The sequence below is a fragment of the Luteimonas sp. GW821-FHT14E02 genome (genome assembly GCF_058803905.1).
The window spans coordinates 41850-61192 of the sequence record NZ_JBXAPK010000012.1 but is presented as its reverse complement, the minus strand read 5'-3'; the positions used below and the strand labels follow the sequence as shown (position 1 = coordinate 61192).

Below are 19343 nucleotides of genomic sequence, written 5' to 3'. Positions count from 1 at the left end.
CTGCCCCGGCTGCCCCGGCTGCCCCGGCTGCCCCGGCTGCCCCGGCTGCCCCGGCTGCCCCGGCTGCCCCGGCTGCCCCGGCTGCCCTACCCCGAACGCTTCTGGTCGCCAATCCGCGCTTCGCCCGGCGGCGGCGTTCTTTCTACTGGAGATGTCAGCCCGCACTGCCCGACCAAGGTAGCCATGACCTAGCTGCCTATAGCGAAGCTTTATCTGAAGAAAGGAACTTCGAATGAATCGAGCACTGCTGCTGAAGAAATATCAGACATACCAAGCCCAAGGCACCGCCATCTTTGCGGTCACCCTATCGACCTACGTCAAGGACGACCGATACGCGGCTTCCGACATCATGAGGAAGTACTGGGACCAAGACTTCATCTATCGCGTCCGAACCTGCCTGCCGATACGAGCCAAGATGGACCACGACTGGGTGCTGGAACGTTCGCCGGCTGGTCACTACCACTATCACGGCTTCATTGCCGTCGAGGCAGCACATGCCAACAAGCTATGGCGGAACGGTGCGCTGCGGTCGAAGTTGAAGCGCGCGATCGACAGCCACGTGACGGCGGGCAAGTACCGAAACTTCAGCGTGAATGCCCATCTGATCGAGCCGGTTACGAATGCAGCGGCATGGGCTACCTACATCACCAAGCAGAACCAGTCCTACGACTAAATAACGTAGTACGCGCTTCAGCGCGTACTCGCGCAGCGAACCGGAGAAATAGCATGAAAAAGAAGATCAGAAACTTTCGCGTGTCCGACGAATTGGACCTTAAACTGGTTGAGTCGGCGAACCGCCTCGGAGCAGACCCTTCAGCCTATCTACGATCCTTGATCGAGTTCGGCTGCTCATTGGTGCTCCACGAAGAACTGAATGTCGACCGACGTCGGGAGGAGGCGCCATGAACAATGCCGATCTCGTCCGGGCAGTCGTCGTCGGTGGAACCACGATCTCGAAGGCACGCCTACTGGATGCGGTGCGACTGACACCAGATCGCGATTTCTGCTTCATACAAGACCAGACATCCAAGTACGCCATCGTTAGGATCAAGCTCAGCAAATGAGCTAGACACCACTTTTGCTACTTGTCCGTGCCGTGTCCTTTGCGAACCACGCACACACCTGCATCCACATGCATCCACATGCAGGTTATCCAATTCGAACCCAGGTCACTTCATCGCGTGGACCTTTCCAGACTTCACACCAATCGTCGCCAGTTCTTTGAAGGGCACGAACAAGGCGGATTCGGTCGAGTTCGACCTCCCCGTCAAATCCGGCGAATTGAAACTCCGATCCGCAGATCCTTTCTCTCACAGCCGCGAGAGCTGCGTCCAGATCGCCCGCACTGACGGTAACGTTGCTCCTAAATGGTCCTTGGAACGAGAGCACATCGACGACTCTTCGGTCCGAGCCATGTTTGTTGATGAGACATGCGCCTTTGACACTAAGGCAACCTGCATACTCGATGTTGAAATCCATACACTGACTCCATTTCTGACACCAGCGGGATTGCTGCAATGCCTAGAGTTCATATGTAGTACGCACCCCAACTCCGTCGCCTCGGGGCGGCATGGGCGAAAGACTCCTTAAAGACCAGCAGTGCCAATAAGAAGAGCCCGGCTCGGAGCCGGGCTTTAGACGCTCTTGGTAGTTGCCTCGTCGCAAGCCGCTAGAGCGGCGTAATCGATGCGAACTTAACCGTTGCCTTGATGCCCGGAGCATCCCAAGTGCCATCTAGTTCAGCATCCACAAGCGTCCCGCTGACTTCTACGCGCTGCCCCATAGACAACGTAGCGATAGCCGCGTAAAGCGGATCATCCTCTCGGATTCTTAGCTCCGGCAAATACCCTGTCGTCATGTACATAGGGATGAACGTATCGATCTCCTTTCCGGACGGTAGTACAACCGGCGAAGAGCTTTTGTAGTCAACACCAAACGTCACCCGTACTCCACCATCTAGCTCTTGGATGGTGTGCACAATTCCACGCCAATTGCTGATCGTTTTATTTCGCTGCACAAAGCTAAGCCAAGAATCTTGGCATTGCTTCTCACTGACTCGTTTTTGGATTGGATTTCCCGGTACTGACCGAGTCTTCAGCCGCGCAGAACAGCCATCGATCAGAACAAACAGCTCCTGCTGATTGGCAGGTATCGGGAACGGAGTTCGGGCGTCACTAGCAAGTGCATTTGTCGTCGCGCCTGCAACAACAAGCATTACTGCACCTACGCATCTCAGACCAACCAGCTTCATGCTTACCCCCTGTCAGGCGACTATGGAACTTTAAAGTAGTCTACCTGTGGATCTGTAGAGCTAAAAGGGGCGTACTCATAGGGTGTCCGGCTATGACCGACCACCTGCTCCGCAACCTTGGGAAAGCTCTCAGAGCGCGCCGTGAAGCTGCCGGCTACAGCCAGGAGAGCTACGCGGACACCATAGAGATGCACCGCACCTACTACAGCGCCGTCGAGCGGGGCGAAAAGAACCTCCAGCTGGACACACTGCAGCGAATCTGCGGCGGGCTTGGTGTGCCGATGTGGGAGGTGCTGCGGGATGCCGAAACCGGGAAGCGCTGAGGGAACCACTGGTCGCCAGAATTGGCTACTTACATTGTTACTTACGTGCATCGTAACGTATTGATTTTAAACGATATGATTGATTACGTGACGTACTCAAAATCCGCCGCCCTTAAAAGCGTGTGGGTTCGAGTCCCACCTTCGGCACCAAACAAAACAAAGGGTTAGGCTTCGCGGCCCAGCCCTTTTGTTTTGCGCAGTCGAGTCACGCCCCGTCTCCGACCTGCCTGTAGGCTCGGCTACACGGCACTACGACCCGTTTTGCGGCCCCGGTGGGCCTGTGCCCGCTGCCCGCTGCCCGCTTCAGCAACGCGAGCAGTCGCAGCCGTCGAGACGAAGTTCTGCGACGCTAGGCGCTGGCCCACTGCGAGACCCGCCATGTCAGACACTTCGACGCCTACGACGAAGCAGGCAACCGCTACGCAATCCACATTCGTCGCAGTTACATCAGCACTGGCGACCTTAGCGATCCACATGGGCGTATCGAAGGTCTGCCCTCGTACCACCTCACGGGCGGCGGCGCACTAAACCGCATAGACGACGAAACCTTTGAGATCGTTGCCACGGGCGAGCGGCTAAAGGTGCGAGCCTAAACGGACCATGCCGTTACCGGCTCTGTAGTCGTCAATCGAGTGCTTCGCGCAGCTTCTTAATCACATCGCTATTCGGCCTCGCCATAAAGACGTGGCCGGTCGATGTGAACGCCTGCACTCGCAAGGTCCAAAGGGCAATGGCAGACCACTTACCCAAGAAATTTCTGGCGAAGTGCTGCGTCCACGTCGTGTTGTCTCCCTTGTACACGCGCTCCAAGTCGATCCTCCACGACGCCCTGCGCCCGATTTGCAACTCCAACGGTAACGGGTCGCTAGGTGCATAGTCGGGCGCACCGTCAGTTTTTTGGTACGCATACCGCCGCGCGAACAGCAGTCCTACACGCCAGCCAACTCCCGTAACGGTGAAAGGTCGGTCGCCAGTGTTGGCGATGGAGATATCCAGGAAGTGCGGGCTGAGCTTTCCTTCTTCGATAAGGTACATAACGCTGGCATTTACCCGCCCCTTCGGCCGTGACGCATTGCGCGCCAACCAAAGTGAAACCCAAACAGCCGCGACCGTACCGACCGCCGACACCCAGTCAGCAAAGGTGTTGATGAATTCCCACTGCGACTGCGGCAGTCCTAGAAACTCGTAGAGGTCGCTCATGAGTCGCCCTTTAGCGTCGGGTTATGAAATGCCACGCCGCCAGCGCTGCGGCGATGACTAACGCCGAGAACACCGGGAAGGCAGTGCCGCCGATCCAGTCCCACGCGGTGCCGAAGAATCGCCCGGCGTTGAGCATCGCCCAGCCGAAAGCGCCGACCGCGATAATTCCCTTGAACCGCTTTATCCGATAGAACGCCTCAATTGCGAAGAATGCGGCAGCCTTTCGGAATCCGGGCTTCGGGCCGTATCCCCAGTCGTCTATGCGTCGGCCGAATCGAGTCACGCGATAGTCGAGCGATGGCGGGTCGATCTGCCGCCTGCGCTCTAGCAACTTCACTTCGCACAAAACGCCCGCGTACTTGATTAGTCCGTCGAGAAGATCGTTGCGCTGCGCCTTGTTGTTCGGGTCGTACTTTTGCCCGTTGAAGGTTTTGTCCCCAAGCAGGAACGAGCGCTCTACGTCGCTCCAATTGAGCCAGCCTTGCTCAGTGCTAGGGTCGCCGACGCGCGACACCGTCATGCCTGCGAATATCTCAAACCAATTGCGAAGGTTTGTTCCCCACATTCTCCAATCCCCGACTTGCCCGCCTGTATGAGCGTGGGGCTGCGCAGCCGGGGAATCAAGCCCAGCGCCTTGCGACTTTTATCAGCCCGGTCCCCGCCTCAGCCACGTCACCTTCAGGTCGTCGGCAGTCGCGTACTCGGGCCGCGAAAGGCCGAACACGGCTAGCGCCAGCGCAAGGACCAGGTCGTCGTGCTACCCCTCGCGCGCCGCGAAGGTTGCATTCTCGGCATCCGTGCAGCGAACCCGGAAATCCTGCAACTCGCGCGTAAGCACAGCGGCCTCGGGCATGGCGCGCGGAATATTTAGCTGCTTCGCGTGCAGCAGGGCTTGGAGCTTGCTCACCAACTCCACCTTCGGAACCGACCAGCTCACGGAGTTTGGAATCACCTCGCGCCCACTGGTGATCGTGATCTGGGCCTTGTAACTTGATCTCCATTCTGGCCATCGGCCGAGTAGCGGCCTTTGTGCTTCCTGAATATTGTTTGGCAAGAAGCATGAGATCGAATCCATGAACACCCAATCAGATGACCTGGCACGCGACAAGGAGGAACAACGCCAACAGTGGGATAGCGTTGCCATCGGTTGGAAGAAGTGGTGGCTGACTATCGAAAATGGGGCTCAAGACGTAAGCAAGCGCATGATCGAACTGGCGGAAGTCAAACCGGGCCAACGGGTGTTGGACATTGCGACCGGTATCGGCGAGCCCGCACTGCTGGCGGCAAGCCGTGTTGGTCCCGCGGGACGGGTCGTCGCGACGGACCTCTCCTCTCAGATGCTCGATATCGCTCGAGAGCGGACAACTGCATCGGGGCTGACGAATGTAGAGTTCCTGGAAGCGGATGCCGAGCGACTGGATTTCCGTGACGGCAGCTTCGACGCCATTCTCTGGCGCTGGGGTCCAACAGATCTATCGAATCCGTCGAACGCGTTGATCGCGATACGACGCATGCTGACTCCCGATGGCTCGTTCGTCGCATCTGTCTGGGAAGCCGGGCCGAAGGCCCGTCCTCTGGCGAGCCTTGCGATGACTGTCGCCCGAGAGATGTTCGATATGCCGTCGCCCGAGCCTTCTTCGCCTGAGAATGCGCTGGAAACGGAAATGATTGATGCCGGGTTTTCGGATGTTCGCACTGAAGAGGTAGCGCTGACTTTGGCGTTTGCGTCCACCGATGACTGCACGCAGTACCTAATGGATGTTTCGCCGGTATTTGCCTCGTTGCTTTCCAACAAGTCGTCCGGGCGGCAGGCCGAATATCGGCACAGACTCGCCGAAAAGCTTCAGCAGTACGTGACAGCGGATGGCGGTGTTCGGATTCCGAATGTAGCTTTGTGTGCGGCGGGCCGAAGATGATGGCCTGTGTCGTTGGTCTTGGATCGGCATCCATGTGCTGCTGTTCGTTCTCCACATAAACGGAAAGGCCGGGCACATGCCCGGCCTTTCGCGTCTCGCAACCTGGCGCTCAGCGCTGCATCGGTTGCAGCGTGCTGCAGTTGTAGGCCATTTCCCTGTAATACTTGGTCGCGACTCCCCACGAGGTCGGCGTGGCGACGCCCGCGGGGCAAGGGGCGTACTGCACGTATTTCTGACCGGTCACCTCGGCGTAATCCGGGCCCGAGTAATACCTGATCAGCCAACCGCCTTGCGCCGTCGTGCCAGCGGAACTGCCGGCCGTCCACAACGTCACGAAGCCCATGGCGCCCAACAGAAGCAGCTGTTTGAAGCCCCCAGCTTTCAAAACACGTTTCATGCATTGCCTCCGCACATGTAGTGGTGTCGCGGCGGACGCCGCACTCCGACGAGAGACAGGGACGCGGCTGCAGACGCCACGAACACCCGGACTGCCCAAGTCTAAAACGATGTTGGTAGCAAATGTAACAATTTCCCGGGGCCAATTTCGGCGGCCGCGGGGTCGCCGCCGCCCGCTGATCCTTATGTCAGCGGTGTCACACGGGATGTCTGGCGCCTGCCCGCATTCATGTCGCGCGCTGGTTCCATTTTTCCGCCATGCGGTGGATGGACGGATCCAGCGACGGATCGCTGAACAGGTCTTCGATGTCCCGCCACTCCAGCGCGTTGGATTCATCGCTGATGACGAACGCCTCCTGCCCCCGCGCATGCACGACGTAGCGGACGTCGTAGTGCCAGTGTCCCGGCACGTTCTTGTGCTCCGGAATCCAGTGCCGGTCGAGGTCGAAGATGCCCTCCTCGACCGACAGATCGGTCAGGCCGGACTCCTCTTCCGCCTCCTTGAGCGCCACCCGCTGCAGATCGGTGTCGCCATCGGCGTGGCCGCCGAGTTGCAGCCAGCGATCGAGCTTGCGGTGATGGGTGAGCAAGAGGCGCCGGCCGTCGGCGCTGATCAGCCAGGCCGAGGCGGTGAAGTGGCCGGCCAGGCGCCCGCGCTCGAAAGGATTTTCGGGGTCATCGAGCAGTGCGAGGAACAGCGCCGTTTCCTCCGCCTGGGCGGGCCAACGCTGCCGATAGTCGATGAAATTGGAACGGAGCCGCTCGATCGGGTCTGAATGTCTCGCCTGCATGCCTTGGGGTGCGCGATCGCTGGAGTCGAAACGACAAGTATGCCGGCAAGCGCATGACGATCGCCTGTTGCTCCCCGTTTCTCCCGTGGGGTATGGTGGCCCGCCGCCTAGCACCGGTCACGGTCATCGCCATCCAAGAATGGCGAGTTCAGTCACATTTTTTCTTTGGGAGAGGGGAATTCGATGTCGAGAGGCCTGTTCATCACCAAGCCGGTGGAACCCGCGGCGCATGTAGATGCCAGTGAACCTGCCCATGCAGATCATCTGCAGGGTGAGACGACGCTGAAGCGGGCCCTGACGGCCAAGCACCTGGTGATGCTCGGCATCGGCGGCGTGATCGGAGCAGGCATCTTCGTTCTGACCGGACAGGCGGCCGCCGCGCACGCAGGTCCGGCCGTAGTGCTCAGTTTCGTGATCGCGGGCTTCGCCTGCGCTCTGGCCGGTCTGTGCTACGCGGAATTCGCCGCGATGCTGCCGGTGTCGGGCAGCGCCTATTCGTATTCCTACGCCACGCTGGGCGAGTTCGTCGCCTGGTTCATCGGTTGGTGTCTCGTTCTGGAATATCTGTTCGCGGTGGCGACCGTTTCTGTCGGATGGTCCGGCTACTTCAACGAACTCCTGTCACTGCTGAGCCAATGGACCGGGGCGTCACTCGCCTTGCCCAAAGAACTGGCATCGGCACCCTTCACCTTCGTCAACGGGACGCCCACGCCGACCGGCACGGTGATCAACCTTCCGGCGATCGCCATCGTCGCCGCGATCAGCTGGCTGTGCTACGTCGGCATTACCCAGTCCGCCTTCGTCAACTCCATCATCGTGACGATCAAGCTGATTGTGATCCTGCTCTTCCTGGCCTTCGCATTCCGCTACATCCAACCGGACAACTGGCACCCCTTCATCCCCGAAAACGAAGGCCCGGGCAAATTCGGTTGGAGCGGTATCGCGCGCGCGGCGGCGATCGTGTTCTTCTCCTACATCGGTTTCGACGCCGTCTCCACCGCGGCCGGCGAAGCCAAGAATCCGCAGCGCGACATGCCGATCGGCATCCTCGGCTCGTTGTTCGTCTGTACGCTGCTCTACATCCTGGTGTCGGCCACGCTGACCGGTATCGCTGATTTCCGCATCCTCAATACGCCGGAGCCTGTCGCGACCGCGCTGGCGCAGTACGGGTCACTCGACTGGCTGCGCGGATTCGTGGTGATCGGCGCGCTGGCGGGCCTGAGTTCGGTGATCCTGGTAATGGCGATCGCACAGCCGCGCATCTTCTACACGATGTCGCAGGACGGCCTGATGCCGAAGCTGTTCAGCAAGATCCATCCGAAATATCAGACGCCGTATGTCGGCACGATTATCGTTGGCATCCTCGCGGCGTCGCTGGCGGCCAGCTTCGAGATCGGCGTGCTGGGCGAACTGGTCTCGATGGGCACCCTGCTCGCCTTCGCTACCGTCTGCATCGGCGTCCTCGTGCTGCGCTATACGCGCCCCGATCTACCGCGTCCGTTCCGCGTGCCGCTCGCCATCGTGGTCTGCCCGCTGGGCGCGCTCGCCTGCCTGTTCCTGTTCTGGCAGGCCTTCTCCGAGCACTGGCGCCTGATGACGGCCTGGATCGCGATCGGCATGGTCATCTATTTCGTCTACGGCTACCGCAACAGCAGAATCCGCAAGGCGGCCATCGCGGCCGGCTGATCGGCAAGATGCCACTAAGGCCAGCGAGGCATTCGCTGGCCTTTTCATTCAACCGGAACGGACGATGTTGCGACAACTCCTGGCTACCAAGCATCCGCACGCCGCGCATAGCGACGCCGAGGGTCTGAGCCTGCGCCGCGTGCTCGGCCCTTGGGGGCTGACCGCGCTCGGCATCGGCGCGGTGATCGGCGGTGGCATCTTCGTAATCACCGGCAAGGCGGCGGCACTGCATGCCGGTCCGGCGATCATGCTCTCCTTTGTATTGGCGGCGATCTGCTGCGCCTTCTGCGCGCTGGCCTACGCCGAATTCGCGGCGATGGTGCCGGTTTCCGGCAGTGCCTACACCTACACCTACGCCACGCTGGGCGAAGGCGCGGCCTGGTTCATCGGCTGGATGATGGTGTTGGAGTACGGACTGTCCGCCTCGGCGGTGGCGGCGAGCTGGACCGGCTATTTCCTCAGCCTCCTGCAACATTTCGACATCGTATTGCCCAAGGCACTTGTACAGGCGCCACTTGACGCCAAGCTGCAGCCGACCGGCGCCATCCTCAATGTGCCGGCGGCAGCGATCGTGCTGCTGCTGACCTGGCTGTGCTACGTCGGCATCAGCAAGTCCTCGGCGATGAACATGGCGATGGTGATCCTGAAGACCGGGCTGATTCTCCTGGTGATCGCGGTCGGCTGGAAATACGTCGAGCCGGCGAACTGGACACCCTTCATCCCCGCCAGCGAAGGCCCGGGCAAATACGGATGGGAAGGCGTGCTGCGCGGTGCCTCGATGGTGTTCTTCGCCTACATCGGCTTCGAGGCGGTGTCGGTGGCGGCGCAGGAATCGCACAGCCCGCAGCGCGACCTGCCGCTGGGCATGATGCTCTCGCTCGGCATCTGCACAGTGCTCTACATCGCCATGGCCGCGGTCATGACCGGGCTGGTGCCCTACACGCTGCTCGGCACCGACGAGCCGGTGGTTACTGCCGTGGCCGCGCATCCGGGACTGGGCTGGCTGCGGGTGATCGTGGAGATCGGCGCCCTGATCGGCCTGTCGTCGGTGATCCTGGTGATGATCATCGGCCAGCCGCGCATCTTCATGATCATGGCGCGCGACGGCCTGCTCTCGCCGCTGTTTACCCGCATCCATCCCGAATACCGCACGCCGCACATCAACACGGTCATCACGGGAATCGGCATCGCCGTGCTGGCGGCGGTCTTTCCGCTGGATATCCTCGGCGACCTGACCTCGATGGGTACCCTGATCGCCTTCGCCGCGGTCTGCGCCGGCGTGCTGATCCTGCGCCGCACCCAGCCGGATCTGCCGCGCCCGTTCCGCATGCCGTTCGCACCGCTGCTGTGCACGCTGGGCGTCCTCAGTTGCCTGGCGCTGCTGTATCCGATGGGTCCGCACAACTGGATGCTGATGGCGGCGTGGAGCGCGATCGGCTTCCTGATCTATTTCGGCTACGGCTATCGCCACAGCCGGCTACGCAACAAATAGCCGCCGCCTGGAGGGTGGTTTTCCGAAATTCGGACGTTCCTGTCACCGCCGCCCACCGGTTTGTTTGTAAACTCGCGGCATGAGCGCCCTGCCCTACGACTATCACCGCTTCTGCGACCTCGCCGGCGAGATCATCATCAACGTCCGCGAGCTGGCCGCGCGCGGCTGGACGCCGGCCACCAGCAGCAACTTCTCGCGCCGCCTCGACGACCGCTTCGCCGCGATCACCGTCTCCGGCCGCGACAAGGGCAAGCTGAAGGAATCGGACATCATGGTGGTCGACTTCGACGGCCAGCCCGTCGCCACCGATCACAAGCCGTCCGCGGAAACGCTGCTGCACACGCAGCTGTACAAGCGCTTCCCCGAGATCGGCTGCGTGCTGCATACCCATTCGCAGGCGCAGACCGTCGCCTCGCGGCTGTTCGCCGGCGCCGGCCATCTGCGTCTGGAAGGCTACGAACTGCTCAAGGCCTTCCACGGCAACACCACGCACGAGTCGATGATCGACGTGCCGGTTTTCGCCAACACCCAGCATATGCCGACGCTGGCGGCGCAGGTGGACGCCCTGCTCGACAAGGACCGGCTGTGGGGCTACCTCATCGACGGTCATGGCCTGTACGCCTGGGGCCGCGACATGGCCGAGGCGCGGCGCCATCTGGAAGCGTTCGAGTTCCTGATCAACTGCGAACTGGAACTGCGCAAGCTGCACACCGCGTAGGGTGGGCCTTGGCCCACCATCACCGTGTTACAGCCGCCATTGCCCCCTGGCGAAGTCGTCTCCAAACGTGAAGACGGCCATGGCGCCCCAAGCCCCACCCCATTGAATTCCGGCGTTCCGGCACGTACATCGGCGCTTCGGATCAAGGCTGTTACCCTTGTCCTGTCCGATCACATTCGACGAGATCTCCCCCATGAGCAGACTCCGCATCTTCGCTGACGACGCCCCCGACGCGCCCCAGTTCGTCAGCCATGACGGCGACGCCATCGCGCGCGAGCTGAACAAGATCGGCGTCACCTTCGAACGCTGGCAGGCCAACCAGCCGATCCAGGCCGGCGCGACACAGGAAGAAGTGATCGCCGCCTACCGGGCCGACATCGACCGCATCACCGCCGAGCGCGGCTTCACCACCATCGACGTGATCAGCATCGCGCCGGACAACCCGAAGCGCGAGGAGCTGCGCGGCAAGTTCCTCGACGAGCACTACCACAAGGAAGACGAGGTGCGCTTCTTCGTCGACGGCTCCGGCCTGTTCACCCTGCACGTGAGTGGCAAGGTCTACGAGATCGAATGCGTGAAGAACGACCTGATCGCCGTGCCCGACGGCACCACGCACTGGTTCGACATGGGCGCCGAGCCGAGCTTCGTCGCGATCCGGTTCTTCCAGCAACCGGATGGCTGGATCGGCCACTTCACCGGCACGGACATCGCGCAGCGGTTCCCGCGCTACGAGAAACAGGCGGCCTGAGTCGCTCCTTCAGTCTTCTCATGGGAACATCGACAACGATGTTCCCATAGCTTTCCACGGCACTACCTTCCACAGCACGGCTTTCCACGGCCTCTCCCCAGACACGATCAAGATGCGCACCATCCTCACGGACATCGAAGGCACCACCAGCAGCATCTCGTTCGTGAAGGACGTGCTGTTTCCGTATGCGCGCCGCGAGCTGCCGCGCTTCGTGCGCGAGCACGGGCAGGAACCGGACGTGCGGCGCTGGCTCGACGCGGTGGCGATCGAGGCGGCGGGCGGCATCTGCAGCGACGATGTGATCGTCGAGACGCTGCAAGGCTGGATCGACCAGGACCGCAAGCACACCGCGCTGAAGGCACTGCAAGGCATGCTGTGGGCCGACGGCTATCGCAGCGGCGACTACACCTCGCACATCTATCCCGACGCGGCCGCGGCGCTGCGACGCTGGCACGGGGAAGGCCGATCGCTGGCTGTCTACTCCTCCGGTTCGGTGCCCGCACAGAAACTGCTGTACGGCTACACCGAGGCCGGCGACCTGCTGCCGGTGTTCGGCGCGTTCTTCGACACCGAGGTCGGCGGCAAGCGCGAAGCTGGCAGCTATCGCCGCATCACCGAAGCGCTTGGACGCGAGTCTGGGAAGCACGCCCCCGGCGAGATCGTGTTCCTCTCCGATGTGGTCGAGGAGCTCGACGCCGCCCGCGAGGCCGGCCTGCGCACGGTGCTGGTCGATCGCCGCGAGGACTACCCCCAGCCGCGCACGGGCGAGGCCACGCACGGCCATCCCCGCGTGGAAAGCTTCGCCGAGATACGACCCGACGACATATGAAGTCCGCCATACATGCACTCGTCTGGCTGGCGCTCGCGCTGGCCGCCCTGCCAGTCCAAGCCGGCGACGACATCAGTGTCCCCGAGCGCGATCGCGAGCTATTGCAGAAGTCCCTCGCCGGCCTGTCGCCGCAACGGCCGGGCAAGGTCGATCTTTATGTGGTCGGCTTCGCCGGCGATGGCAACGAGGACGTGTTCCGCAACGAAGTCGCCTATCTCGACACGCTGATGTCGCAGCGCTTCGGCACCGGCGGACGCGTGGTGACGCTGGTCAACCACCTCGACAGCCTCGGCGATGCGCAGCGGCCGCTGGCGACGCTCGACAACCTGCGCCTCGCCTTGGCCGGCATCGGCAAGATCGTCGATCGCGACGAGGACATCGTGTTGCTGTTCGTCACCACGCACGGCACCGAGAAGCACGAGCTGATCTCGGAACTGCTGCCCGTCTTCCAGGCCACCATCGATCCGCAACAGTTGCGCGGCGCGCTCAACGCCTCCGGCATCCGCAACCGCGTCGTGATCGTCTCGGCCTGCTACTCGGGCGGTTTCGTCCCGGGCCTGCGCAGCAGCGACAGCCTGGTGATCACCGCCTCGCGCGAGGACCGCACCTCGTTCGGCTGCGGCGTGGAATCGAACATCACCTATTTCGGCCGCGCCTTTCTCGTCAACGGCCTCAATCGCAGCGACAGCTTCATCGGCGCCTACGACATCGCCACGGCCGAGATCGCGAAATGGGAGCGCGAGGACGGCCAGGAACCGTCGATGCCCCAGATCGACGTCGGCGACGGCATCGTCCCACGGCTGCAGGCCTGGCAGCGGCAGCTGCAGATCGGCCCCTCGGTGACCTATCCCTACGATCGCTGAGGCGGCCCGCCGCAGCTGAAAGCGATTCTCATTTCGTCATCGAAAAGCGCGCCCCGCTACACTGCGCGGGCGCTGCCAGCCAGCCAACGCCAGCCAGCGACGCGCACAACGATTCGCCCGCCAGCATCCGCTCGCCAGCCAGTCGTTAACGAAACCCACGCCATCCGCGTGGGTTTTTCGTTTTTGGCCACACGGAAAAGTCCTGCGTCATTCCCGCTTTCGTGGGAATGACGGCTATTTGCCTTGATGGATTTTTTCCCCACGCGCCAGCATCGCCACCAGCTTCTCGATGCGAGCCGCGCGCGTCTCCAGCTTCTTCGCGGTCTGCACCCGCCAGCACACCGCGTAGCGGTTGGTCTTGTCGAGCGTTTCGAAGAAGGCCTTGGCCTTGCGGTTCTTCGCCAACGCCGCCGCCAGCTCCGCGTGCACTTCCATCGTCTTCGCGCTGTCGTATGCGGCCTGCCAGCGGCCATCGGCCTTGGCGGCCTCCACTTCGCGCAGGCCGGCCGGCTGCATGCGGCCAGCGACGGTCAGGCGCTCGACATGGGCGATGTTGATCTTCGACCACAGGCTGCGCGGGCGCCGCGGCGTGAAACGCTGCAGGAAGAACTGCGCATCGCAGCTACGCTTCAGGCCATCGATCCACCCGTGACACAACGCGACTTCGATCGCCTCGGCATACGTCACCGAAGCGATACCCGATTCCTTCTTGGCGATCTTCAGCCAGAGCCCCTTTTCGCCCACGTTCGCCGCAAGCCATTTCTCGAAGGCCGCGGCATTGCGGAAATGCTGGATCGGCAGGTCTGTCGGCAGCTCAGCGGTCATGCTCGTCCGCCTTTCCTGATGTGGCTGATGCCGGACAGGCCGGCGGCCACGCTTCGTCACCGCGAAGACGCCAGACGAAGAATTCGCCCGACTTCTCGCCCTTGAGATCGCGCGCGAACAGCAGCGAATCTCCGCTCGGCGAGAACAGCGCGCCGATCTCGCTGCCGTTGACATTGATCGGCGCCGGCAGCTTCTTGCGCGGGCGCCACGCACCTTGCGCGTCACGCTCGCTTCGGTAAAGGCCATCGTTGGCCATCAGGATCAGCGTGCGGCCATCCGGCGCCGGCAGCGGTTCGTATTCGTCGCCGGCCGTGTTGAGCGCCGTGCCCGCGTTCTCCACCGTCCAGTGACCGTCCTGCGACCGGCGCGCACGCCAGATGTCGGTCTTGCCGAACCCACCGGAACGATCGGAACCGAAATACAGCCAGCCGTCCTTGTCCAGGCGCGGAAACCATTCGTTGCCGGTCGAATTCACCGGCGCCGGCAAGCGTTCCGGTGTGCCCCAGTTCCCATCGGCATCGCGCTGCACGCGCCAGATATCGAGATCCTTGCGCTTGATGCCATCGGTCGAACGCGTGCTGATGAAATACAGCGTGCGCCCTTCGTCCGCGAACCATGGATCGGCTTCCACGCCGTCTCCCGAAAACGCCGCCGGCTGCGGCGATGTCCAGCCTTCGGCGCCGCAGCGGCTGACCAGGATGCGCCAGCCCTTGAACTGCGGATTGCTGCGGACGAAATAGAAATCGCCGTTGACGGGATCGAAGGCGGGATGGGATTCGAACTGGTCGCCGGACACACCCGTGGGAATCCAGGCTTCGACCTTCGGCGGCGTTTTCGCGTGCAGCGCCGTGCCAGCGGCGATACACAACGCGAAGGATGCGAAGCTAACCCGACGAAAAACTTCACGGAAGTCGCAAGACATCTTCACGGCTGCGCCTCCGCCAGGCCGTAACGCGTGGTCGCGCGCCGCTCGCCTTGCCATTGATCGAAAGCGCGGACTTCGACGACGTGCTCGCCCAGCGCCAGATCGGTGGGCAAGGTGCCGCGCCACAAATGCGGCGATGGCGTGGCCTGGGCTGCGCGATCGTAGCCGCGCAGCGACGTTGCCGCATCATCGAGCGCATTCTCCGCGAGCACGCCTGGATCGGGTTGCGCGACCTGCCGCATGGGCTTCCAGTCGCCACCGTCGATCCGATACTCCACGCGTGTGTCGTCGCGCCCCATGAACACGTTCGCGTACACGCCCGCCGCCGGATACGCCCCTTTGCGCAACAGCTTCGGTGCATGCAGGGCCATCGCCGCGGTGAGGGCGGCATCGCCCGTGGGCAAGCGTGCCGGATGCCAGGCCAGTGAATAGTCGCCGGCGCGATCGATCCGCAGCGTCGCATAGCCGTTCGGCGTGCCGTCGCTCATGGTCGTGTCGGGAATGCCCTGTGCGTCCTTGACGCCGCTCCAGAACGCACCGCAAGCGGCGCCGACGTTGTATTCGTGCAAGGGACGGGCGCCATGCCAACCCGTCTTCGCATCGTGGAAGAAATGACGTTGCGTATGACTATGCCCGCTCAGCACCAGCACGTGCGGGAATGGCTGCAGCAGCGCGAACAGGCGTTCGCGATCGGCGTCCCGGAACGTGTCCTGCCCATCCGGCTCGAACAGCGGGATATGCATGCCGAGCACCAGCAAGCGATCCTTCGGTGCGCCGCGCAGATAGGCTTCCAGGAACGCGAACTGATCCTCGCGCAAGCCACCGATGTAGGCTGGCTTCCCGTCCGGTTGCGAGATCACGTCGTCGAACAGCACGAAATTCGCCTGCGCCTCCTCCCAGGCGAAGGTGTCCGGGCCGAAGTGATGGCGGAACGTGCGCAGCGAGCTTTCGTCGTCACTCGCATCCGCATCGAGATCGTGATTGCCCGCGACATGCAGCCACGGCACGCCGAGACGCGTGGTGACGGCATTCATGCCGGGATAAAGCGAGAGATCGTCGTTGACGATGTCGCCCAGGCTCAACCCCAGCGTGGCCTGGGTCTTGCCGATCAGCGGCTCGACGATGTCACGGCGGTAGTAGTCGACGTCGACTTGCGATTTCGGCTGCGGATCGGCGAAAACGAGCACGTCCAGCGCGCGCTTCGACAACGGCGCCTTGCGCAGGGCGAAGTCGGCGTCGGATGACGCCTCGCGCCAGAAACCGGGCAGCCCTTCGATGCCCGCCTCCACGCGCCAGCCGGCCGGCTTGATCACGAACACCGGCAAGCCCGGCCGGGTTTCCAGGGCGTAGCGCCCCGCTGCATCGCTGCGGACGAGGTCGCGCCCGTTCGACACTGTGACATCGGCGATGCCGCGTTCGCCCGGATCGCGCCGGCCATTGCCGTTGCCGTCGTCGAACACGACACCACGGATCGTCGCGGCATGCGCGGCGGCGCTGCCGATCAACAGCAAACATGCACAGAGGAAGCGATGACCCATCGCCGGCATCCTGGTGGGAAGCCGCGATTATGCCGCGCCTCTCCCCTCGCCCCTATCTGCGGAACGTCATGCGCGAGCGCTAGCGCTCACGTTTCCGCAGCGCGACCTCCAGATCGGCCAGGCCGAGGCCACGCGCGCGCAGCAGCACGAGCAGATGGTAGGCAAGATCGGCGGCCTCGCCGAGCAGCGCGGCATCGTCCTCGGCGACCGCTGCCAGGGCCGTCTCCACGCCCTCTTCTCCCACTTTTTGTGCGATGCGGCGCGTGCCGCCTTCGAACAGGCGCGTGGTATAGCTGCCGGACGGACGCTCGCGCTCGCGGCGTTCGACCAGCGCGTCGAGCGCGCCCAGCTGCGAACCCGACGCCTCGGGGAAGCAGCTCGTGCGCCCGAGGTGGCAAGTCGGCCCGCGCGGATTTGCCTGCACCAGCAAAGTATCGTTATCGCAATCCGTCTCGACGGAGACGAATTCGAGCACGTGGCCGCTTTGCTCGCCCTTGGTCCAGAGCCGTTGCTTGCTGCGGCTGAAGAAGGTGACTCGCCCGCTCCGCAGCGTCGTCTCGAGCGCCTCGCGATTCATGTAACCAAGCATGAGCACACGCAGCGTGCGTGTGTCCTGCACGATCGCCGGCAGCAGGCCGTCCTGCTTGTCCCAGGCCAATGCATTGGCGTCAAAACCGACGGAAGCCGCATCAGCCGTCATCACGTACCTCGAACCCGGCTTCGCGCAACTCGCGCTTGAGCGCGGGAATCGCGATCTGCCCACTGTGGAATACGCTCGCGGCGAGCGCGGCGTCGACATCGGCGTCGCGGAACACTTCGATGAAATGCGCCGGCGCCCCGGCCCCGCCGGAAGCCACCAGCGGCACATGGCACAGCGCGCGCACGGCCTGCAATTGCGCGATGTCGTAACCACCGCGCACGCCGTCGCTGCCCATGCAGTTGAGCACGATTTCGCCGGCGCCAAGCTTCTGCGCTTCCACCACCCAATCGACGGTGCGCCTGGACAAGGCGCGCATGTTGTCCGGGTCGCCGGTATGGCTGCGCACGCGCCACTGGCCATCGGCGTCGCGCAGCGAATCGATGCCGACCACCACGCACTGCACGCCGAAGACTTCGGCGATCTCGCTGATCAGTTCCGGCCGTTCAAGCGCCGGCGTGTTGATCGAAATCTTGTCGGCGCCGGCATGCAGCACGGCGCGCGCATCCTCCACGCTGCGGATGCCGCCGGCGACGCAGAACGGAATATCGATCGACCGCGCCACGCGCTCCACCCAGTCGCGATCGACGCTGCGGCCCTGCGGGCTCGCCGCGATGTCATAGAACACCAGTTCGTCGGCACCTTCGTCCCGGTAGCGCATCGCCAGTTCGACGATGTCGCCCATGTCCACGTGATCGCGGAAGCGCACGCCCTTGACGACACGGCCGTCGCGCACATCCAAACAAGGGATGATGCGTCGGCTCAGCACCGCAACGCCTGTGGCAGATCGAACCTGCCTTCGAGCAGAGCCTTGCCGAGCACGATGCCCGCGCAACCGGCGCCGCGCGCGTCGCGCACGTCGTCCAGATCGCGGGCACCGCCGGAGGCCTGCAGTTCGAGTCGCGGCGCCCACTGCCGCAGCAGTTGATACAGCTGCAGATTGGGGCCGGCCAGGGTGCCGTCGCGGGCGATGTCGGTGCACAGCAGATGGCGCAGACCGGAACGCGAGTAGAAGCGCACCAGATCGCCAAGGCTGCGGCGGCCGGGCTGGGTCCAGCCGTGGCTGGTGGGGAACCAGCGGCCGTCCTGCCCGCACCAGGCATCCAGGGCGACGGTCACGCGCTCGTTCCCGTAACGGTTGATCCAGCGCACCACGCGGTTGGGTTCGGTGACGGCGAGCGAACCGACCACGACGCGGTCGGCGCCCTCCTGCAGCAGGCGCTCGATGTCGGCCTCGCTGCGCACGCCGCCGCCGGTCTGGACCGAGAGCGGCGTTTCCGTCTTGAGCCGGCGCAGCAGATCGCCCAGCGTGTAGCCACCGTTGCGGGCGGCATCGAGATCGACCAGATGCAGCCACTGCGCGCCCGCATCCGCATAGCTCTTGGCGAGCGTGAACGGGTCGTCGGCATACCGGGTTTCGCGCGCATAGTCGCCTTGCGCCAACCGCACCACGCGTCCGGAGCGGACATCGATGGCCGGATAGATCTGGAAGGTCTCGCGCAGCACATATGCGTTCATGGTACCCATCGGATGAAGTTCTCCAGCAGCCGTGACCCAAGGGCCGAAGATCGTTCCGGATGGAACTGCGCGCCTAAATACAGTCCATGCCGGACGATGGCTGCGAAGGCTTCGCCGTGATGCGCGGTGGCCAGCACGCTGGTACCCGACACGCCCACGTCGACCGGGGCGGCGTAGCCGTGCACGAAGTAGGCACGATCGCCATCCCGGATGCCTTGCAACAGTCCATTTCCTGTAACGCAGGACAGGGCATTCCACCCCATGTGCGGAATGCGGATTCCCGGGGCCGGCCGCAACGCCTTCACCCGCCCCGGGAGCAGCCCCAGACAGGGGGTCTCCCCCTCCTCCGAGGACTCGTACAGCAGTTGCATGCCCAGGCAGACGCCCAGGAGCGGCACTTTCAGATCGCGTAGGGCCTCCACCAGCCCCTGCGCCCGCAGGGCGCGCATGGCCGGTGCCGCCGCGCCCACGCCCGGCAGGATTACCCGGTCGGCGCCGGCGAGCCCGTCGGCGTCGCGGACGATGCGCGGGGTCACCCCCAGCCGCTCCAGCGCATAGCGCACCGAGCCGAGGTTGGCGCCGCCCGCGTCGATCAGTGCGACATCCGTCACTCGCTCTCTCACGGCC

At 63.3% G+C, this 19343-nt stretch carries 24 protein-coding genes; 11 read left to right on the top strand and 13 right to left on the bottom strand.

Translation table 11 applies throughout. From position 1 onward, the window contains the following. The first annotated feature begins 232 nt into the window (after positions 1-232). From AC1RNP_RS17225 to AC1RNP_RS17215, 3 genes are read left to right on the top strand one after another with little or no spacing between them, the layout of a single operon-like run. Positions 233-673, top strand: coding sequence for a hypothetical protein (locus tag AC1RNP_RS17225; protein WP_493052514.1), 441 nt, complete (start codon positions 233-235; stop codon positions 671-673). A gap of 53 nt (positions 674-726) precedes the next feature. Beyond that, the gene (locus AC1RNP_RS17220) at positions 727-906 is read left to right on the top strand and encodes a hypothetical protein (RefSeq protein ID WP_493052513.1); all 180 of its coding nucleotides are present in this window, start codon (positions 727-729) and stop codon (positions 904-906) included. Continuing rightward, the gene (locus AC1RNP_RS17215) at positions 903-1064 is read left to right on the top strand and encodes a hypothetical protein (RefSeq protein WP_493052512.1); all 162 of its coding nucleotides are present in this window, start codon (positions 903-905) and stop codon (positions 1062-1064) included. Before AC1RNP_RS17220 ends, AC1RNP_RS17215 begins: the two co-directional genes overlap by 4 nt. A gap of 605 nt (positions 1065-1669) precedes the next feature. On the opposite strand, the gene AC1RNP_RS17210 is transcribed toward AC1RNP_RS17215, so the two are convergent. After that, positions 1670-2251, bottom strand: a complete 582-nt coding sequence (locus AC1RNP_RS17210; RefSeq protein WP_493052511.1) for a hypothetical protein — start codon at positions 2249-2251, stop codon at positions 1670-1672. A 92-nt stretch (positions 2252-2343) separates the two neighbouring features. On the opposite strand from AC1RNP_RS17210, the gene AC1RNP_RS17205 reads away from it, so the two are divergent. Continuing rightward, on the top strand, positions 2344-2574 hold the full coding sequence (locus AC1RNP_RS17205) for a helix-turn-helix domain-containing protein (RefSeq protein ID WP_493052510.1): 231 nt from the start codon (positions 2344-2346) through the stop codon (positions 2572-2574). A gap of 624 nt (positions 2575-3198) precedes the next feature. Here AC1RNP_RS17205 and AC1RNP_RS17200 read toward each other — a convergent pair. The 3 genes from AC1RNP_RS17200 to AC1RNP_RS17190 form a co-directional block, all read right to left on the bottom strand. Then, positions 3199-3774 (bottom strand): hypothetical protein, encoded by a 576-nt coding sequence (locus AC1RNP_RS17200; RefSeq protein ID WP_493052509.1) that lies wholly within the window; start codon positions 3772-3774, stop codon positions 3199-3201. 10 nt (positions 3775-3784) lie between these two features. Continuing rightward, complete coding sequence (locus AC1RNP_RS17195; RefSeq protein ID WP_493052508.1) at positions 3785-4294, bottom strand: hypothetical protein; 510 nt, start codon at positions 4292-4294, stop codon at positions 3785-3787. A 237-nt stretch (positions 4295-4531) separates the two neighbouring features. After that, entirely contained in the window at positions 4532-4849 is a 318-nt protein-coding gene (locus tag AC1RNP_RS17190) for a hypothetical protein (RefSeq protein WP_493052507.1), read from the bottom strand. Here AC1RNP_RS17190 and AC1RNP_RS17185 point away from each other — a divergent pair. Beyond that, a complete protein-coding gene (locus tag AC1RNP_RS17185) occupies positions 4848-5690 on the top strand; it encodes a class I SAM-dependent methyltransferase (protein WP_493052506.1) in 843 nt (280 codons plus the stop codon). The genes AC1RNP_RS17190 and AC1RNP_RS17185 overlap by 2 nt on opposite strands. Positions 5691-5799: 109 nt before the next feature. On the opposite strand, the gene AC1RNP_RS17180 is transcribed toward AC1RNP_RS17185, so the two are convergent. Both AC1RNP_RS17180 and AC1RNP_RS17175 read right to left on the bottom strand, forming a co-directional pair. Further along, the gene (locus AC1RNP_RS17180) at positions 5800-6087 is read right to left on the bottom strand and encodes a hypothetical protein (RefSeq protein ID WP_493052505.1); all 288 of its coding nucleotides are present in this window, start codon (positions 6085-6087) and stop codon (positions 5800-5802) included. A 226-nt stretch (positions 6088-6313) separates the two neighbouring features. Then, the gene (locus tag AC1RNP_RS17175) at positions 6314-6877 is read right to left on the bottom strand and encodes an NUDIX hydrolase (protein WP_493052504.1); all 564 of its coding nucleotides are present in this window, start codon (positions 6875-6877) and stop codon (positions 6314-6316) included. A 183-nt stretch (positions 6878-7060) separates the two neighbouring features. Here AC1RNP_RS17175 and AC1RNP_RS17170 point away from each other — a divergent pair, with 183 nt between their 5' ends. The 6 genes from AC1RNP_RS17170 (at position 7061) to AC1RNP_RS17145 (ending at position 13213) form a co-directional block, all read left to right on the top strand. Next, the gene (locus tag AC1RNP_RS17170; RefSeq protein ID WP_493052502.1) at positions 7061-8563 is read left to right on the top strand and encodes an amino acid permease; all 1503 of its coding nucleotides are present in this window, start codon (positions 7061-7063) and stop codon (positions 8561-8563) included. Between the two features lie 64 nt (positions 8564-8627). Beyond that, a complete protein-coding gene (locus tag AC1RNP_RS17165; RefSeq protein ID WP_493052501.1) occupies positions 8628-10055 on the top strand; it encodes an amino acid permease in 1428 nt (475 codons plus the stop codon). Between the two features lie 79 nt (positions 10056-10134). Continuing rightward, positions 10135-10773 carry a methylthioribulose 1-phosphate dehydratase gene (locus AC1RNP_RS17160; protein ID WP_493052500.1) on the top strand — a complete coding sequence of 213 codons (639 nt, stop codon included), beginning with the start codon at positions 10135-10137 and terminating at the stop codon, positions 10771-10773. Between the two features lie 193 nt (positions 10774-10966). Next, entirely contained in the window at positions 10967-11521 is a 555-nt protein-coding gene (locus tag AC1RNP_RS17155; RefSeq protein ID WP_493052499.1) for a 1,2-dihydroxy-3-keto-5-methylthiopentene dioxygenase, read from the top strand. 106 nt (positions 11522-11627) lie between these two features. Beyond that, entirely contained in the window at positions 11628-12350 is a 723-nt protein-coding gene (gene mtnC, locus AC1RNP_RS17150; protein WP_493052556.1) for an acireductone synthase, read from the top strand. After that, complete coding sequence (locus AC1RNP_RS17145) at positions 12347-13213, top strand: C13 family peptidase (RefSeq protein ID WP_493052498.1); 867 nt, start codon at positions 12347-12349, stop codon at positions 13211-13213. The genes mtnC and AC1RNP_RS17145 overlap by 4 nt, the downstream gene beginning before the upstream one ends. A gap of 234 nt (positions 13214-13447) precedes the next feature. Here the strand turns inward: AC1RNP_RS17145 and AC1RNP_RS17140 are convergent, their stop codons facing one another. The 7 genes from AC1RNP_RS17140 to hisH all read right to left on the bottom strand — a co-directional run bounded on the left by AC1RNP_RS17140 (position 13448) and on the right by hisH (position 19327). Next, positions 13448-14038, bottom strand: a complete 591-nt coding sequence (locus AC1RNP_RS17140) for a YdeI/OmpD-associated family protein (RefSeq protein ID WP_493052497.1) — start codon at positions 14036-14038, stop codon at positions 13448-13450. Further along, positions 14028-14906 (bottom strand): TolB family protein, encoded by an 879-nt coding sequence (locus AC1RNP_RS17135; RefSeq protein WP_493052495.1) that lies wholly within the window; start codon positions 14904-14906, stop codon positions 14028-14030. Before AC1RNP_RS17135 ends, AC1RNP_RS17140 begins: the two co-directional genes overlap by 11 nt. A 56-nt stretch (positions 14907-14962) precedes the next feature. Next, positions 14963-16501 carry a calcineurin-like phosphoesterase C-terminal domain-containing protein gene (locus AC1RNP_RS17130; RefSeq protein ID WP_493052494.1) on the bottom strand — a complete coding sequence of 513 codons (1539 nt, stop codon included), beginning with the start codon at positions 16499-16501 and terminating at the stop codon, positions 14963-14965. Positions 16502-16580: 79 nt separating this feature from the next. Continuing rightward, positions 16581-17201, bottom strand: a complete 621-nt coding sequence (gene hisIE / locus AC1RNP_RS17125) for a bifunctional phosphoribosyl-AMP cyclohydrolase/phosphoribosyl-ATP diphosphatase HisIE (RefSeq protein ID WP_493052493.1) — start codon at positions 17199-17201, stop codon at positions 16581-16583. After that, complete coding sequence (gene hisF / locus AC1RNP_RS17120; protein ID WP_493052492.1) at positions 17191-17967, bottom strand: imidazole glycerol phosphate synthase subunit HisF; 777 nt, start codon at positions 17965-17967, stop codon at positions 17191-17193. Before hisF ends, hisIE begins: the two co-directional genes overlap by 11 nt. Then, complete coding sequence (locus AC1RNP_RS17115) at positions 17961-18716, bottom strand: 1-(5-phosphoribosyl)-5-[(5-phosphoribosylamino)methylideneamino]imidazole-4-carboxamide isomerase (RefSeq protein WP_493052555.1); 756 nt, start codon at positions 18714-18716, stop codon at positions 17961-17963. The genes hisF and AC1RNP_RS17115 overlap by 7 nt, the downstream gene beginning before the upstream one ends. Then, positions 18713-19327, bottom strand: coding sequence for an imidazole glycerol phosphate synthase subunit HisH (gene hisH, locus AC1RNP_RS17110; protein WP_493052491.1), 615 nt, complete (start codon positions 19325-19327; stop codon positions 18713-18715). Before hisH ends, AC1RNP_RS17115 begins: the two co-directional genes overlap by 4 nt. Positions 19328-19343: the final 16 nt, after the last annotated feature.

Coding starts and splice junctions, on each gene's coding strand:
- AC1RNP_RS17155 (WP_493052499.1), top strand. CDS start 10,967: ATGAGCAGACTCCGCATCTTCGCTGACGACGCCCCCGACGCGCCCCAG.
- AC1RNP_RS17170 (WP_493052502.1), top strand. CDS start 7,061: ATGTCGAGAGGCCTGTTCATCACCAAGCCGGTGGAACCCGCGGCGCAT.
- AC1RNP_RS17195 (WP_493052508.1), bottom strand. CDS start 4,294: ATGACGGTGTCGCGCGTCGGCGACCCTAGCACTGAGCAAGGCTGGCTC.
- AC1RNP_RS17215 (WP_493052512.1), top strand. CDS start 903: ATGAACAATGCCGATCTCGTCCGGGCAGTCGTCGTCGGTGGAACCACG.
- AC1RNP_RS17200 (WP_493052509.1), bottom strand. CDS start 3,774: ATGAGCGACCTCTACGAGTTTCTAGGACTGCCGCAGTCGCAGTGGGAA.
- AC1RNP_RS17130 (WP_493052494.1), bottom strand. CDS start 16,501: ATGGGTCATCGCTTCCTCTGTGCATGTTTGCTGTTGATCGGCAGCGCC.
- AC1RNP_RS17210 (WP_493052511.1), bottom strand. CDS start 2,251: ATGAAGCTGGTTGGTCTGAGATGCGTAGGTGCAGTAATGCTTGTTGTT.
- AC1RNP_RS17185 (WP_493052506.1), top strand. CDS start 4,848: ATGAACACCCAATCAGATGACCTGGCACGCGACAAGGAGGAACAACGC.
- AC1RNP_RS17205 (WP_493052510.1), top strand. CDS start 2,344: ATGACCGACCACCTGCTCCGCAACCTTGGGAAAGCTCTCAGAGCGCGC.
- AC1RNP_RS17165 (WP_493052501.1), top strand. CDS start 8,628: ATGTTGCGACAACTCCTGGCTACCAAGCATCCGCACGCCGCGCATAGC.
- AC1RNP_RS17145 (WP_493052498.1), top strand. CDS start 12,347: ATGAAGTCCGCCATACATGCACTCGTCTGGCTGGCGCTCGCGCTGGCC.
- AC1RNP_RS17180 (WP_493052505.1), bottom strand. CDS start 6,087: ATGAAACGTGTTTTGAAAGCTGGGGGCTTCAAACAGCTGCTTCTGTTG.
- AC1RNP_RS17190 (WP_493052507.1), bottom strand. CDS start 4,849: ATGGATTCGATCTCATGCTTCTTGCCAAACAATATTCAGGAAGCACAA.
- AC1RNP_RS17225 (WP_493052514.1), top strand. CDS start 233: ATGAATCGAGCACTGCTGCTGAAGAAATATCAGACATACCAAGCCCAA.
- AC1RNP_RS17220 (WP_493052513.1), top strand. CDS start 727: ATGAAAAAGAAGATCAGAAACTTTCGCGTGTCCGACGAATTGGACCTT.
- AC1RNP_RS17160 (WP_493052500.1), top strand. CDS start 10,135: ATGAGCGCCCTGCCCTACGACTATCACCGCTTCTGCGACCTCGCCGGC.
- AC1RNP_RS17140 (WP_493052497.1), bottom strand. CDS start 14,038: ATGACCGCTGAGCTGCCGACAGACCTGCCGATCCAGCATTTCCGCAAT.
- AC1RNP_RS17115 (WP_493052555.1), bottom strand. CDS start 18,716: ATGAACGCATATGTGCTGCGCGAGACCTTCCAGATCTATCCGGCCATC.
- hisIE (WP_493052493.1), bottom strand. CDS start 17,201: ATGACGGCTGATGCGGCTTCCGTCGGTTTTGACGCCAATGCATTGGCC.
- AC1RNP_RS17175 (WP_493052504.1), bottom strand. CDS start 6,877: ATGCAGGCGAGACATTCAGACCCGATCGAGCGGCTCCGTTCCAATTTC.